The 13648-nt window shown below is 71.3% G+C and carries 10 protein-coding genes; all 10 read right to left on the reverse strand.

All coding sequences use genetic code 11. From position 1 onward, the window contains the following. Positions 1 to 17: 17 nt before the first annotated feature. Entirely contained in the window at positions 18 to 1178 is a 1161-nt protein-coding gene (locus QF035_RS23785) for an acyl-CoA dehydrogenase family protein (RefSeq protein ID WP_307522566.1), read from the reverse strand. A 105-nt stretch (positions 1179 to 1283) separates the two neighbouring features. Then, complete coding sequence (locus tag QF035_RS23790) at positions 1284 to 3155, reverse strand: acetyl/propionyl/methylcrotonyl-CoA carboxylase subunit alpha (RefSeq protein WP_307522567.1); 1872 nt, start codon at positions 3153 to 3155, stop codon at positions 1284 to 1286. An 8-nt stretch (positions 3156 to 3163) separates the two neighbouring features. Next, the gene (locus tag QF035_RS23795; protein WP_307522568.1) at positions 3164 to 4771 is read right to left on the reverse strand and encodes an acyl-CoA carboxylase subunit beta; all 1608 of its coding nucleotides are present in this window, start codon (positions 4769 to 4771) and stop codon (positions 3164 to 3166) included. Next, the gene (locus tag QF035_RS23800) at positions 4768 to 6549 is read right to left on the reverse strand and encodes an acyclic terpene utilization AtuA family protein (protein ID WP_307522569.1); all 1782 of its coding nucleotides are present in this window, start codon (positions 6547 to 6549) and stop codon (positions 4768 to 4770) included. The genes QF035_RS23795 and QF035_RS23800 overlap by 4 nt, the downstream gene beginning before the upstream one ends. Beyond that, entirely contained in the window at positions 6546 to 7346 is an 801-nt protein-coding gene (locus QF035_RS23805) for a TIGR03084 family metal-binding protein (RefSeq protein WP_307522570.1), read from the reverse strand. Before QF035_RS23805 ends, QF035_RS23800 begins: the two co-directional genes overlap by 4 nt. 401 nt (positions 7347 to 7747) lie before the next feature. Continuing rightward, complete coding sequence (locus tag QF035_RS23810; RefSeq protein WP_307522571.1) at positions 7748 to 7924, reverse strand: hypothetical protein; 177 nt, start codon at positions 7922 to 7924, stop codon at positions 7748 to 7750. Between the two features lie 575 nt (positions 7925 to 8499). Then, a complete protein-coding gene (locus QF035_RS23815) occupies positions 8500 to 8862 on the reverse strand; it encodes a DUF6247 family protein (RefSeq protein ID WP_307522573.1) in 363 nt (120 codons plus the stop codon). Continuing rightward, positions 8859 to 9110 carry a hypothetical protein gene (locus QF035_RS23820; RefSeq protein ID WP_307522575.1) on the reverse strand — a complete coding sequence of 84 codons (252 nt, stop codon included), beginning with the start codon at positions 9108 to 9110 and terminating at the stop codon, positions 8859 to 8861. The genes QF035_RS23815 and QF035_RS23820 overlap by 4 nt, the downstream gene beginning before the upstream one ends. A gap of 143 nt (positions 9111 to 9253) precedes the next feature. Then, a complete protein-coding gene (locus tag QF035_RS23825; protein ID WP_307531372.1) occupies positions 9254 to 10180 on the reverse strand; it encodes an EamA family transporter in 927 nt (308 codons plus the stop codon). A gap of 404 nt (positions 10181 to 10584) precedes the next feature. Continuing rightward, on the reverse strand, positions 10585 to 13620 hold the full coding sequence (locus QF035_RS23830; protein ID WP_307522577.1) for an FAD-binding and (Fe-S)-binding domain-containing protein: 3036 nt from the start codon (positions 13618 to 13620) through the stop codon (positions 10585 to 10587). Positions 13621 to 13648: the final 28 nt, after the last annotated feature.

The raw sequence follows: 13648 nt of genomic DNA on the forward strand, positions 1-13648 counted from the left end.
TTGTAGAGGAGATAGTGCTAGTAGGACTTCGGCAGGCCCAGGGTCTGGTGCGAGACGTAGTTGAGGATCATCTCCCGGCTGACGGGGGCGATCCGGGCCACGCGGGACGCGGTGATGAGGGACGCGAGGCCGAACTCGCCGGTCAGGCCGTTGCCGCCGAGGGTGTGCACGGACTGGTCGACCGCTTTGACACAGGCTTCGCCGGCCGCGTACTTGGCCATGTTGGCGGCCTCTCCGGCTCCCGCGTCGTCCCCGGAGTCGTACAGGAAGGCCGCCTTCTGCATCATCAGACGGGCGAGTTCCAGGTCGATGTGTGCCTGCGCGAGGGGGTGCGCGATGGCCTGGTGGGCGCCGATGGGGTCCCGCCAGACGGTGCGTTCGCGGGCGTAGGTGATGGCCCGGGAGAGGGCGTAGCGGCCCATGCCGATCGCGAAGGCGGCGGTCATGATGCGCTCGGGGTTGAGGCCCGCGAAGAGCTGCAGCAGGCCCGCGTCCTCGTTTCCGACGAGTGCGTCGGCGGGCAGGCGTACGTCGTCGAGGGTCAGCTCGAACTGCTTCTCCGCGCCGTGCAGTTCCATGTCGATCTGCCGCCGCTCGAAGCCGGGGGCGTCGCGCGGGACGATGAACAGGCAGGGCTTGAGTTTGCCCGTACGGGCGTCTTCCGCGCGGCCGACGATGAGCGTGGCGTCCGCGATGTCCACGCCGGAGATGAAGACCTTGCGGCCCGTGAGGATCCAGTCGGTTCCGTCCCGGCGGGCCGTCGTGGTGATGCGGTGGCTGTTGGAGCCGGCGTCGGGTTCGGTGATGCCGAACGCCATGGTGCGGGTTCCGTCGGCCAGGGCCGGGAGCCAGTCCTGTTTCTGGTTGTCCGTGCCGAAGCGGGCGATCACTGTGCCGCAGATGGCCGGGGAGACGACCATCATGAGGAGAGGGCAGCCTGCGGCGCCCAACTCCTCCAGGACGATGGAGAGTTCGGCGATGCCACCGCCTCCGCCTCCGTATTCCTCGGGGAGGTTGACGCCCAGGTAGCCGAGCTTGGCTGCCTCTGACCAGAGTTCGTCGGGGTGGGCGCCCGCGGCGATGACCTTGGTGAGGTATTCGCGGCCGTAGCGGGTGCCGAGGGCTGCTACGGCTGCTCGGAGGGCCTTGTGTTCGTCTGTTTCGAGGACGGTTGTCATGGGGCTCCTCAGGGGGAGGGGGGTTCTGTTGTGTGGAGGGTGCGCGTTCGTTGTGGCTGGGCGCGCAGTTCCCCGCGCCCCTAAAAGCAGTTGGTCCCGGCTCGCCTAAAGGGGCGGCCCTTGCTGGACGACCGCCAACAAGGCGCCCACCTCTACCTGTTGGCCGGGGACTGCGTGCAGGGCCGTCAGCGTGCCTGTCGCTGGGGCTGTGATCTTGTGTTCCATCTTCATTGCCTCCAGCCAGATGAGGGGGTCTCCGGCCTGTACGGCGGAGCCGGTGGTGAGGCCGTCGGCGATGCGGGCGACCGTGCCGGGCATGGGGGCGAGGAGGGAGCCGGGGGCCTGTTGGGCGGCGGGGTCCGGGAAGCGGGGCAGGACGGTGAGCGCGGTGGTGTTCACGTAGACGCGGTCGTCGTGGCGGGTGACGTCGAACTTCCGGCGTACGCCGTCGATTTCGAGTACGACGAGATTCGCGGCGGCGCTCAGCACGCGGACACCGTCGGCTGTCAGGCCCTCGCGGGTGCGCCGGTAGTGGACCTCGTGCTCGCCGTGCGCCGAGGCGTAGCGCTTGGTCTGGGGCTGGGAGGGCAGGTTGCGCCAGCCGCCGAACCGGGAACGGCCGTGGGCGTCCGCGAGGGCGGCGGCCAGGGGGGCGTACGGGTCCGGGGCGGCCGTGGTGAGGTCGGCCAGGTGGCGTTCGTAGAAGGCCGTGTCCATGCGGGCCGTCGTGAACTCCTCGTGGCGCAGGGAGCGTACGAGGAGGTCGCGGTTGGTGACCGGGCCGTGGATCGTGGCGCGCTCCAGGGCGCCGGCGAGGCGGCGGACGGCCTCCGCGCGCGTGGGGGCGTACGCGACGGCCTTGGCGAGCATGGCGTCGTAGTGGACGCCGATCGTGTCGCCGTCCTCGTAGCCCGTGTCCAGGCGGATGCCGGGTACGGAGAGGCGGTGCAGGGTGCCGGTCTGCGGGGCCCAGTTCTGGGCGGGGTCCTCGGCGTAGAGGCGGGCCTCGACCGCGTGGCCGGAGGGCGATGGAGGGTCGCCGTCCAGGGCGGCTCCCTCGGCGACGCTCAGCTGCAGGGCGACCAGGTCGATGCCGAACACGGCCTCCGTGACGGGGTGTTCGACCTGGAGGCGGGTGTTCATCTCCAGGAAGTGGACGTCGTCCCCGGAGACCAGGAACTCGACGGTGCCCGCGCCCGTATAGGTGATCGTGCGCGCGGCGGCCGTCGCCGCGGAGCGCAGGCGCTTCTCGACGCCGGGGGCGAGGGCCGGCGCGGGGGCCTCCTCGATGACCTTCTGGTGGCGGCGCTGGAGGGAGCAGTCGCGGGTGCCGTACGCCCACACGGTGCCGTGGGTGTCGGCGACGATCTGCACCTCGACATGGCGTCCGCGTTCGACGTACGCCTCGACGAAGACCGTGCCGTCCCCGAAGGCGCTCTGCGCCTCAGTCGACGCGGCCTTCAACTCGCCTTCCAGGTCGGGCAGTTCGCGGACGATCCGCATGCCGCGGCCGCCACCGCCCGAAGCCGCCTTCACCAGGACCGGCAGATCGGCCTCGGTCACCGCGCCGGGGTCAAGGGGGGCGAGCAACGGCACGCCGGCGGCCGCCATCAGCTCCTTGGCGCGGGTCTTGGAGGCCATCGCCTCGATCGCCTCGGGCGGCGGGCCGATCCAGACCAGGCCCGCGTCGAGGACGGCCCGCGCGAAGTCGGCGTTCTCGGACAGGAAGCCGTACCCGGGGTGCACAGCCTCCGCGCCCGCCGTCAGCGCGGCCTTCACGATCAGCTCGCCGCGCAGATACGTCTCGGTGGGCGTCGAGCCCGGCAGGCGTACCGCGGTGTCGGCCACGCGCGTGTGGAGGGCGTTCTCGTCGGCGTCCGAGTAGACGGCGACAGTTCGGATGTCCAACTCACGGCAGGTTCGGAAGACTCGGCAGGCGATCTCGCCCCGGTTGGCGACCAGCACACTCGAAATCATGGGACCTCTCACATCCGGAAGACGCCGAAGCCGCCGCGTGCGCCCTCGTAGGGCGCCGTGTGGATCGCGGACAGGCACAGGCCGAGGACGGTGCGGGTGTCGCGGGGATCGATGACCCCGTCGTCGTACAGCCGCCCGGACAGGAACATCGGCAGGGACTCGGACTCGATCTGCTGCTCGACCATGGCGCGTAGGGCGGCGTCGGCGTCCTCGTCGTACGGCTGCCCCTTCGCGGCGGCGGACTGCCGGGCGACGATCGACAGGACGCCCGCGAGCTGCTGGGGGCCCATGACGGCGGACTTGGCGCTGGGCCAGGCGAACAGGAAGCGCGGGTCGTAGGCGCGGCCGCACATGCCGTAGTGGCCCGCTCCGTAGGAGGCGCCCATGAGCACGGAGAGGTGCGGTACGCGGCTGTTGCTCACCGCGTTGATCATCATCGCGCCGTGCTTGATGATGCCGCCCTGCTCGTACTCCTTGCCGACCATGTAGCCGGTGGTGTTGTGCAGGAAGAGGAGCGGGATGTCCCGCTGGTTGGCCAGCTGGATGAACTGGGCCGCCTTCTGGGACTCCTCGCTGAAGAGGACTCCTCGGGCGTTCGCCAGCACCCCGACGGGGTAGCCGTGGAGCGTCGCCCAGCCGGTGACCAGGCTGCTCCCGTACAGCGGCTTGAACTCGTCGAAGTCGGAGGCGTCGACGAGACGCGCGACGACCTCACGGGGGTCGAAGGGGGTGCGCAGGTCCCCGGGGACGATGCCTAGGAGTTCGTCCTCGTCGTACTTGGGCGGGGCGGCCGGGCCCGGATCGCCGTACGCCTTGCGGTGGTTGAGGCGGGCGACGACGCGCCGCGCCTGCCTGAGGGCGTCCTGCTCGTCGACGGCGAAGTGGTCGGCGAGGCCCGACACGCGCGCGTGCATCTCGGCGCCGCCCAGCGACTCGTCGTCGCTCTCCTCGCCGGTGGCCATCTTGACCAGCGGCGGACCGCCGAGGAAGACCTTCGCCCGCTCCTTGACCATGATCACATGGTCGGACATGCCGGGGATGTACGCGCCACCCGCGGTGGAGTTCCCGAAGACGACCGCGACGGTCGGGATACCGGCCGCCGAGAGCCGGGTGATGTCACGGAAGATGGCTCCCCCGGGGATGAAGATCTCCTTCTGGGAGGGCAGGTCGGCGCCACCGGACTCGACGAGGCTGATGCACGGCAGGCGGTTGGCGAGCGCGATGTCGTTCGCCCTCAGGGCCTTCTTCAGGCTCCACGGGTTGCTGGCGCCGCCGCGCACGGTCGGGTCGTTGGCCGTGATCAGGCACTCCACGCCCTCGACGACACCGATGCCGGTGACGAGCGAGGCGCCGACTGTGTACTCGGGGGAGGCGCTCCCCCAGGCCGCCAGCGGCGACAGCTCCAGGAACGGTGTGTCGGGGTCGAGGAGCAGCTCGATACGCTCGCGGGCGAGCAGTTTGCCGCGCTTGCGATGCCGGGCGACGTACTTCTCGCCGCCGCCCGCGAGGGCCTTCGCGTGCTCGGTGTCCAGCTCGGTGAGCTTGGCGAGCATGGCCTCGCGGTGGGCGGCGTAGTCGGGGGAGGCGGTGTCCAGGGCGGACGCCAGGACCGTCACAGCAGGACCTCCGGGATGTCGAGGTGGCGGGAGCGCAGCCATTCGCCGAGGGCCTTGGCCTGCGGATCGAAACGGTGCTGGGCGGCGACGCCCTCGCCGAGCACTCCCTCTACTACGAAGTTGAGGGCGCGCAGGTTCGGCAGGACGTGGCGTACGACGGTCAAGTCGGCCGTTTCCGGAAGGTGTTCACGGAACCGGTCCGTGGTGAGGGTGTGCGCCAGCCAGCGCCAGGCGTCGTCCGTGCGGGCCCAGACGCCGACGTTCGCGTTGCCGCCCTTGTCGCCGCTGCGGGCTCCGGCGACGAGGCCGAGGGGGGCGCGGCGGGTCGGTCCCGGGGGTTCCTGCGCCTCGGGCAGCGGTTCCGGCAGCGGCGGTTCTTCCAGCGGCTCCAGTACGCGGGTGTCGTGGGCCGGCATCACATGGATCCGGTGCCCGTCGTGGAGGACGGCCATATGGTCCACGTCGCCATGGGGGACGTACACATCCTCGAAGACCCCATAGGGCGCACCCTTTCCCGGTGGCGCCAACACATGGAATCCGGGGTAGCTGCCGAGGGCCAGCTCGACGGCGGCTCCGCTGAGGGTCCGGCCCACCGCGTTCTGGTCGGGGTCGCGCACGACGAGCCTCAGGAGGGCGCTGGCCGTCTCCTCGGTGGGGGCGTCCGGATGGTCGGTGCGGGCGAGGTCCCAACGGACGTCGGCGGGACGGGACTTGGCCGCCATGAGCGCGGTCTCCAGCTGGGCCCGTACGAGCGCGGCCTTCTTCTCGATGTCGAGCCCGGTCAGGACGAAGACGACCTCGTTGCGGAAACCGCCGAGGCGGTTGAGCCCGACCTTGAGGGTGGGCGGCGGGGCCTCGCCGCGCACGCCGTCGATCCGTACCCGGTCGGGGCCCTCCTGGGTGAGCCGGACCGTGTCGAGGCGCGCGGTGACGTCGGGGCCCGCGTACCGGGCGCCGGACGTCTCGTACAGGAGCTGGGCGGTGACCGTGCCGAGATCCACGACGCCGCCGGTGCCGTCGTGCTTGGTGATGACGCTCGTGCCGTCCTCGTGGATTTCGGCGACGGGGAAGCCCGGGTGGTGCAGACGCTCCGGGTCGTACTCGGCGAAGAAGGCGTAGTTGCCGCCGGTGGCCTGGGTGCCGCACTCCAGGACGTGCCCGGCGACGACAGCACCCGCGAGCCGGTCGTACTCCCCCACGCTCGACTGCGCTCGCGCGGGGGGACCCCCACCCGGTGCCCAGCCGAAGTGGGCTGCGGCCGGTCCCGTGACCAGGGCGGCGTCGGTGACACGGCCGGTGACGACGATGTCCGCGCCCTCGCGGAGGCAGGTGGCGATGCCTTCGCCGCCCAGGTAGGCGTGCGCGGCGAGGCTCTTGGGGTGGCGTGCGGTGAGGTCGTCGCCCTCGACGTGCGCGACCCGTGCCGGGATGCCGAGCCGCAGGGCCAACTCCCTCACGGCGTCGGCGAGTCCGGCCGGGTTGAGGCCGCCGGCGTTGGCGACGATCCGTACGCCCTTCTCGTGAGCGAGCCCAAGACACTCCTCCAACTGCCGCAGGAAGGTGCGCGCGTAGCCGCCGGCCGGGTTCTTGAGGCGGTCGCGGCCGAGGATGAGCATGGTCAGCTCGGCGAGGTAGTCGCCGGTCAGGACGTCCAGGGGACCGCCGGTGAGCATCTCGCGCATCGCGTCGAACCGGTCGCCGTAGAAGCCGGAGGCGTTGCCGATGCGGAGGGGGCGGGGGTGAGGGGCGGGGCTGGGGCCGGGGGCTGCCTCGGTCATTCCGTGGCTCCCTTCGGGGGGCGTCCCGTACCCGGCGGCCCGGCGAAGGCCTGCGCGATGTCGAGCCAGCGGTCGGCGTCGGCCCCTTGCGCCCGTACGGCGAGATCGGCGCGGTGGGCCCGCCGGACGACGAGCAGGCAGAAGTCGAGGGCGGGGCCGGTGACGCGCTGGGCGGCGTCCTCGGGGCCGTACGTCCACAGCTCCCCGTCGCCGGAGGGCGGAGTGAGTTCGACCCGGAACTCCTCCTCGGGCGGAGTGAGTCCCCGTACCCCGAAGGCGAAGTCCCGGGCCCGCACCCCGATGCGCGCCACATGCCGCAGCCGGTCGGTGGGTGGCCTCATCACATGCAACGCGTCGGCGATGTCCTGTCCGTGTGCCCAGGTCTCCATCAGCCGGGCCGTCGCCATGGAGGCACCGGACATGGGCGGCCCGTACCAGGGAAAGCGCACTCCTCTGGGCGCCGAACACAGCGCCTTGTGCAGGGCGTCACGTCCGGCGCGCCACTCGGCGAGCAACTGTGCGGGCGGCAGCCCGGCGCCTTCCTCGGCCCCGTCGTCGACGAACCGGTCCGGGGCGGCGAGCGCCTTCCCCACCTCCACCGCGAAGGCCTCCAGGTCGGTCGCCGCGAGCAGCGCCGACCGGTCGGTCCAGGCGAGATGCGCGATCTGATGAGCGACGGTCCAGCCCGCCGCCGGGGTCGCGAGCGCCCAGGCGTCCTCGCTCAACTCCCCCACCAGCCGGTCGAGTTCCTCGCTCTCGTCGCGCAGATCGTCGAACACTGGCGTCGGATCGGTCACGATGCGCTCCCCTCGGGCACGGCGGTGTGCGGCGCGGTGTGCCCAGGAGCATGGCAGCGACCAGAGAAACAATCAAGCGTGCTTGGATAATTTACGTGCATTGCAGAGCGTGGCACTCCGGAGACTCTCAGCTGCCACGGCATCGAAGGCGGAGCCCTTCACCGCGTTCGTGACGACCGCCGTCATCGACAGAGCGCGCTGGTCACCGGTCCACCGACACCTCTTTCCGGGGGTGCCGCTCTTCTTTCCGGGGGTGCCGCTCTGGCTCCGATTCCCTTCCGCCTCGCCATCGCCGCGTAGAGGTCACGGACGGCCCTTCCGCCGCACAGAAGGCCGCCCCGGAGCTCGGCCCGGGGCGGCCTTCTGTGTCCAGGGAGAGCGACGGAGACCCCACGACGGGTCTACGCGGCGGCAGGCGGCTCCTCGTCGTCCGCCGGGGGCGGCACTTCAGGCTCGTCGTCCGCTGGAGGCGGCAACTCGTCGGGCTTGGGCGATTCATCGCCCTTCTTCTTGAAGCGGTCCCACGCATCGCGCACGTTCCCGGCGGAGTCGATCACGTCCGGGAGCTGGTCCAGCACTCCTTTTACAGAGAAAAGGAAGATTGCGGCCACGCCAGACCCCACGGGAGGCCGGAGCGGGGCATGCCCGCACCCGCAGGCTGGGCCGGAGGAGTGCCGGGCGTCATGCTGAGACCCCAGGTGCCCGCCGGCCTTACTTCCCGTGGTTGATCTCAATACGACACGTAACACCCAGGGAGCAGAGGCAGACGTCCAATGATCGTGGCCGCCATGGCGAGCGCCTAGTTGGACCGTCCGCGGGAGGGGACAACTCGTTCGTGCGCTGGACATGATGCACGCGGCCTGCATGGCGCCCGTGAACTGGGCGAATGTCGGCTCTCAGAGGACAGGATCCGAAGTGATCTGCCAGATGGTGACAAGTTCTGTGCGCGGCGTGACCATGTAGACGAAGAAACCGCCATCCACGAACGCGTGCTTCGCCCCCTCGTCCGCCCCCTGAAAGGAAGGTCCATGGAGGTAGAGGGCTTCGGCCGCCCGTACCAGTTCGTCCGCTTTCTACTCCACCTCGCCGATGAACGCGGGCGGAGCGCCGGACGCGACGGTCTCCTCCTCCGGGACGTATTCCCAATGCCAGGTCACGCTGTGCGCACCGCCTTGGCCGCCCCACGGTAAATACCGCTGGCCGTGGTCAGGTGTGTGCGCGCCTCGTCCGGGGCGGTCGCGACGTGAGCGAGGTATTCAGCGTGGTGGTAAGCCTTCGCCATCCCCGGATGCCGCTCGATCTCGATCAAGGCGGCCCAGTGGTTGAGGTAGGCGTGGACCGGCTTGATGGAGCCGTACTCCACGGCCTCTGCGAGTGCGTAGTCCTTGGCTTGGTCGTAGGCGGCCAGAAGCTGCGGGGCAACCACGGCGCAGGCCGCGCGGAGGGCGGCGGGGGTGCACTCCGGGCGCGGGATAAGCGGTCCGTCGCCTGCTGTTTCGACGTGCTGCGCGCTCACGCTGCCGTTCCCTTCGTTGTATCGGTACCAGTTGCCCTGCTCTTGACCTCGCGCATCTGGCCCTCTTGCATCTGCCGGATGCGCGAAGAGGTGTATCCGGATGCTTCGGCCACACGGACCGGCCAGCCGCGCCGGGTGGAGGTGGCCAGGGCGTTGCTGATGGCCTCTGCAAGGCGGCCGGAGGCGGCGTCGAACACTGCGCGCGCCGTGCGGATACTGTCGATGGCTGCCTTCTCGTCCGGGGTCATGGCACCCGGCGGGAGGTGCGGGGTGTTGCGGGGATGGGGGGTATTGGGGGTCCTGGGCACGAACCCGACTGTAGCGCTGACACTATTATTTGCGAAACGATTTGCGTTTTCTACCAGCTACGTCGGCCGCCCCCGACCATCGGTCAAGACGTCGCCCCGGCGTCCAGACCCTTCGCCCTGCCCCGGCCCACCTGGGTCCGTACCGCCCCCATGCTCGCCGCGATGACGAGGGTGATCGCCAGGGCCTCCGTCATGGAGAGGGTCTGGCTCAGGACCAGGAAGCCGGCGATCGAGGCGACGGCCGGTTCGAGGCTCATGAGGACGGCGAAGGTGGAGGCGGGCAGGCGGCGGAGGGCGAGGAGTTCGAGGGTGTAGGGGAGCACGGAGGAGAGGACGGCGACGGCGGAGCCCAGGGCGATCGTGGTCGGGTCCAGCAGCTTCGTGCCGGACTCGACGAGGCCCAGGGGCAGGAACAGCACGGCCGCGACCGCCATGGCAAGCGCCAACCCGTCGGCCTGCGGGAAGCGCCGGCCCGTACGGGCACTGAAGACGATGTACGCGGCCCACATGGCGCCGGCCGACAGGGCGAACGCGACGCCGACCGGGTCGAGGCTGTCGAAGCCCCCGCCGCCGAGGAGGAAGACGCCGCCGAGGGCGAGGCCGGCCCAGACGAAGTTGAGGGCGCGGCGGGAGGCCACCACCGAGAGCACGAGGGGGCCGAGCACTTCCAGGGTGACGGCGGGGCCGAGCGGGATGCGGGCGACCGACTGGTAGAAGAGGCCGTTCATCGCCGCCATTGTGATGCCGAAGACGACGACGGTCCCCCAGTCGGTGCGCGAGTGCCCCCGCAGTCTGGGGCGACAGACCACGAGCATCACGATCGCGGCGACGACGAGGCGGAGCGTGACGACGCCCAGCGCTCCGGTGCGCGGCATGAGCGTCACGGCGAGGGCGCCGCCGAACTGGACGGAGATGCCTCCGGCGAGCACGAGTCCCACGGGGCCCAGGGCCCGGATCCCTCGCGGGCTGCCCGCCGGGCCGGGCCCGGGGGCGGCGACCTGGTCGGACACGGGGGCCGGGCCGGCGACGGCGGCCGCGGGGTCGGTGACCGACGGGGACCGGTCAGCGCTGGGGATGTTCACGGGGCCGTCCAGGAAGTTCGGGTCGAGAGTTGTGGTTCGATGCACGTTGCAGTGCATCTTGGTGGACTTGCCGGTCCAGGGTAATGGACTTGGTCAGGGCTGTACAACAGTTTTGCAGCTTACGCTGCGGTGGAATGTCCGGTGGCGGTGCTGGTCCTGTCGACTAGGCCGCGGCCCCGGTGGGGGATCCGACGACCGCCCTCACCACGGCCGCACAGCCCTCCAGGCCCCCACGGGAACCCTGACGGCGTCGTGCCGAACGCCTGATCCTCGTGGGCCATCCCCTTGGTCCCGGGATCCCTACGTCTCGGGATCCCTACGTCTCGGGACCTCTACGTCTCGGGGCCGTCCAGACCCTCCGCCAGCACCTCGGCCAGGTGTCTGCCCTTCCGGCCTCCGAGCTGTTCGAGCTGTTCCAGTTGGGTGCGGCACGAGAATCCGTCCGCCAGGACCACCGGTTCCTCGCCCGCCGCCCGGACCGCCGGCAGCAGTTGTTCCTCCGCGCAGGCCACCGACACTTCGTAGTGGCCCTTCTCGAAGCCGAAGTTGCCCGCCAGGCCGCAGCAGCCGCCGGAGAGTTCGCCGGTCAGGCCCGCCGCCGTGCGCAGGCGGCGGTCCGGTGCGTCGCCGAGGATCGCGTGCTGGTGGCAGTGGGTCTGGCCGACGACCGGGCGGTCCAGGCGGGGCGGGGTCCAGTTCGGGGCATGGCGTTCGAGTGCCTCCGCGAAGGTCATGACCGCCGATGCCACGCGCTGGGCTCGCGGATCGTCGGGCAGCAGCTCGGGCAGGTCCGTACGGAGGGCGGCGGCGCAGCTCGGTTCGAGGACGACGATGGGCGGGCCCTCCCCGGGGAAGGCCGGGTCCCCGAGCGGGTACAGCAGGTCGAGGGTGCGGCGCATCACCTTGCGGGCGCGGTCCAGTTGGCCCGTGGAGACATAGGTCAGGCCGCAGCAGACCCGGCCACGGGGAGCCGAGCGGGGGAAGGCGGGCGGGTTCGGGGCGGTCGGCACTCCCTCGCCCGGCGTCCCGCCCGGTAGCGGCCGCAATCCCATGGTCGGCCTCCGCCGAAGCCACCTGCCCACGACCGGCACCCGCAGAAGCCCCCTACCCATCGGCGGCCACGGCAGCACCCTCATCCCCGCCGCCTCCAGGACCCGGGCCGCCGCCTTTCCTACGGACGGCGACAGATACTCCGTGAAGGTGTCCGGCCAGAGGATGACCGTCTTGGGCAGGCCCTCCGGATGTTCTTCGTACGCGACGCCGCCCTCGCGCATTTGCTGCCGCACCTGCGCCCTGGCCCTGCGGCCCCACCACCGGGTGAACGTCTCCCCCGCCACCCGCGGAATCTCCCGCTCGGGCGCGATCCCGCCCAGCCGCTTGGCGACGGCCGCCAACGGACGTACCGAAGCGAGGAAGTTGACCGGGCCGGCCAGGCGCAGGCGGGACACCGTCCCGAGCCAGACCGGCAGCCATCCCATCGCGTAGTGCGCGGGCGGCCGCCGACGGCCTTCGTAGTGGTGGTGCAGGAACTCCGCCTTGTACGTGGCCATGTCGACGCCGACCGGGCAGTCGGAGCGGCAGCCCTTGCAGGACAGGCACAGGTCCAGTGCGTCGCGGACCGCCGTGGACGCCCAGCCGTCGGTGACGATCTCGCCCGCGAGCATCTCGTGCAGCAGCCGGGCCCGTCCGCGCGTGGAGTGCTCCTCCTCGCCGGTCGCGCGGAAGGAGGGGCACATCACGCCGGAGCCCGGGCCGGCGGTCTCCGTGCGGCACTTGGCGACGCCCACGCATCTGCGGACCGCCGCCGAGAAGTCCCCGCCGTCGTGCGGATAGCCGAAGGCCACGTCCACCGGCTCGCGCGGGAGCACGGCGAATCTGAGGTTCTCGTCCAGGGCGGCGGGCCTGACCAGCATTCCCGGGTTGAGCAGGTCGTCCGGGTCCCACAGCGCCTTGGCCCGCTCGAAGAGGGCGACCATCTCCTGCCCGTACATCTTCGGAAGCAGTTCGGCCCGGGCCTGTCCGTCGCCGTGCTCTCCGGAGAGCGAGCCGCCGTGGGCGACGACCAGCTCCGCCAGCTCCTCCGAGAAGCGGCGGAAGCGGCCGATGCCCTCGCGGGAGAGGAGATCGAAGTCGATACGTACGTGGATGCAGCCGTCCCCGAAGTGCCCGTACGGCGTGCCGCGCAGGCCGTGGGAGGTCAGCAGCCCCCTGAAGTCCCGCAGGTATGGGCCGAGTCGGGCCGGGGGCACCGCGCAGTCCTCCCAGCCGGGCCAGGCCTCGGTGCCGTCCGGCATCCGGGTCGCCGTGCCGCTCGCGTCCTCGCGGACCCGCCACAGGGCCCGCTGGCCGGCCGGGTCGGTGACCACGAGGGAGTCGACGACGTCCGCGGCACGCACGATCTCGTCCGCACGCCCGCGTGCCTCCGCCGCCGTGCCGCCGCCCGTCTCCACGAACAGCCAGGCGCCGCCCCTGGGCAGTCCCGCGTCCGCCCGTACGAGATCGGCCGCCATGCCCTCCACCGTCAATGGCCGGTGCGGCAGCAGGCCCGCGGCGGCCTCGGCGGCCGCGCTCTCGTCCGCGTACGCCAGCACGGCCAGCGCACGCGCGCGTGGGGCCTCGACCAGAGCGACGACCGCCTCCGTCAGCACGCCGAGGGTGCCCTCGGAGCCGCAGAAGGAGCGGGCGACGTCGGCGCCCTTCTCGGGGAGCAGCGCGTCCAACGCGTACCCCGAGATACGGCGGGGCAGGTCCGGGAAGCCGGTGCGCAGCCGCCCCAACTCGCCCTCCACCAGGGCCCGCAGCCCCTCCGGAGCGCCCGACCAGGACCTGCCCGGTGACAGGAACTCGCCCCTGGCCGTCACCACGGACAGCTCGTGCACGCTGTCGGCCGTCGTGCCCCAGGCCACCGAGTGCGACCCGCACGAGTTGTTTCCGATCATCCCGCCGAGCGTGCACCGGCTGTGGGTCGACGGGTCGGGCCCGAAGCGCAGGCCGTGCGGCGCGACCGCCTCCTGGAGGCGGTCCAGGACGACCCCCGGCTGGACCACGGCCGTGCGCGCCTCCGCGTCCAGGGACACGATCCGGTTCATGTGGCGGGTGAAGTCCAGGACCACACCTGTGCCGGTCGCCTGTCCCGCGATCGACGTACCACCACCGCGCGCGACGACCGGCACGCGGAGACGGGAGCAGACGGACAGCGCCGCCGCCACGTCGTCGGCGTCTCTCGGGGCGACCACACCGAGCGGCACGCGCCGGTAGTTGGACGCGTCCATGGTGGTCAGCGCCCTCGCCGTCGCGTCGAAGGCGACCTCTCCGCGCACGGCTTTCCGCAGCTCCGACCGCAGCTCCCCGAGATCCGTTTCCGTCATGCCTCCAAGAATGCACCCCGTCACTGAC

It is taken from the genome of Streptomyces umbrinus (assembly GCF_030817415.1).
In the GTDB taxonomy this organism is placed as follows: Bacteria; Actinomycetota; Actinomycetes; order Streptomycetales; family Streptomycetaceae; genus Streptomyces; species Streptomyces umbrinus_A.

What these genes read in the sequence shown, in the direction of transcription:
- QF035_RS23785 (WP_307522566.1), bottom strand. Translation starts at nt 1,178, where the DNA reads ATGACAACCGTCCTCGAAACAGACGAACACAAGGCCCTCCGAGCAGCC.
- QF035_RS23790 (WP_307522567.1), bottom strand. Translation starts at nt 3,155, where the DNA reads ATGATTTCGAGTGTGCTGGTCGCCAACCGGGGCGAGATCGCCTGCCGA.
- QF035_RS23800 (WP_307522569.1), bottom strand. Translation starts at nt 6,549, where the DNA reads ATGACCGAGGCAGCCCCCGGCCCCAGCCCCGCCCCTCACCCCCGCCCC.
- QF035_RS23820 (WP_307522575.1), bottom strand. Translation starts at nt 9,110, where the DNA reads ATGACCCCGGACGAGAAGGCAGCCATCGACAGTATCCGCACGGCGCGC.
- QF035_RS23830 (WP_307522577.1), bottom strand. Translation starts at nt 13,620, where the DNA reads ATGACGGAAACGGATCTCGGGGAGCTGCGGTCGGAGCTGCGGAAAGCC.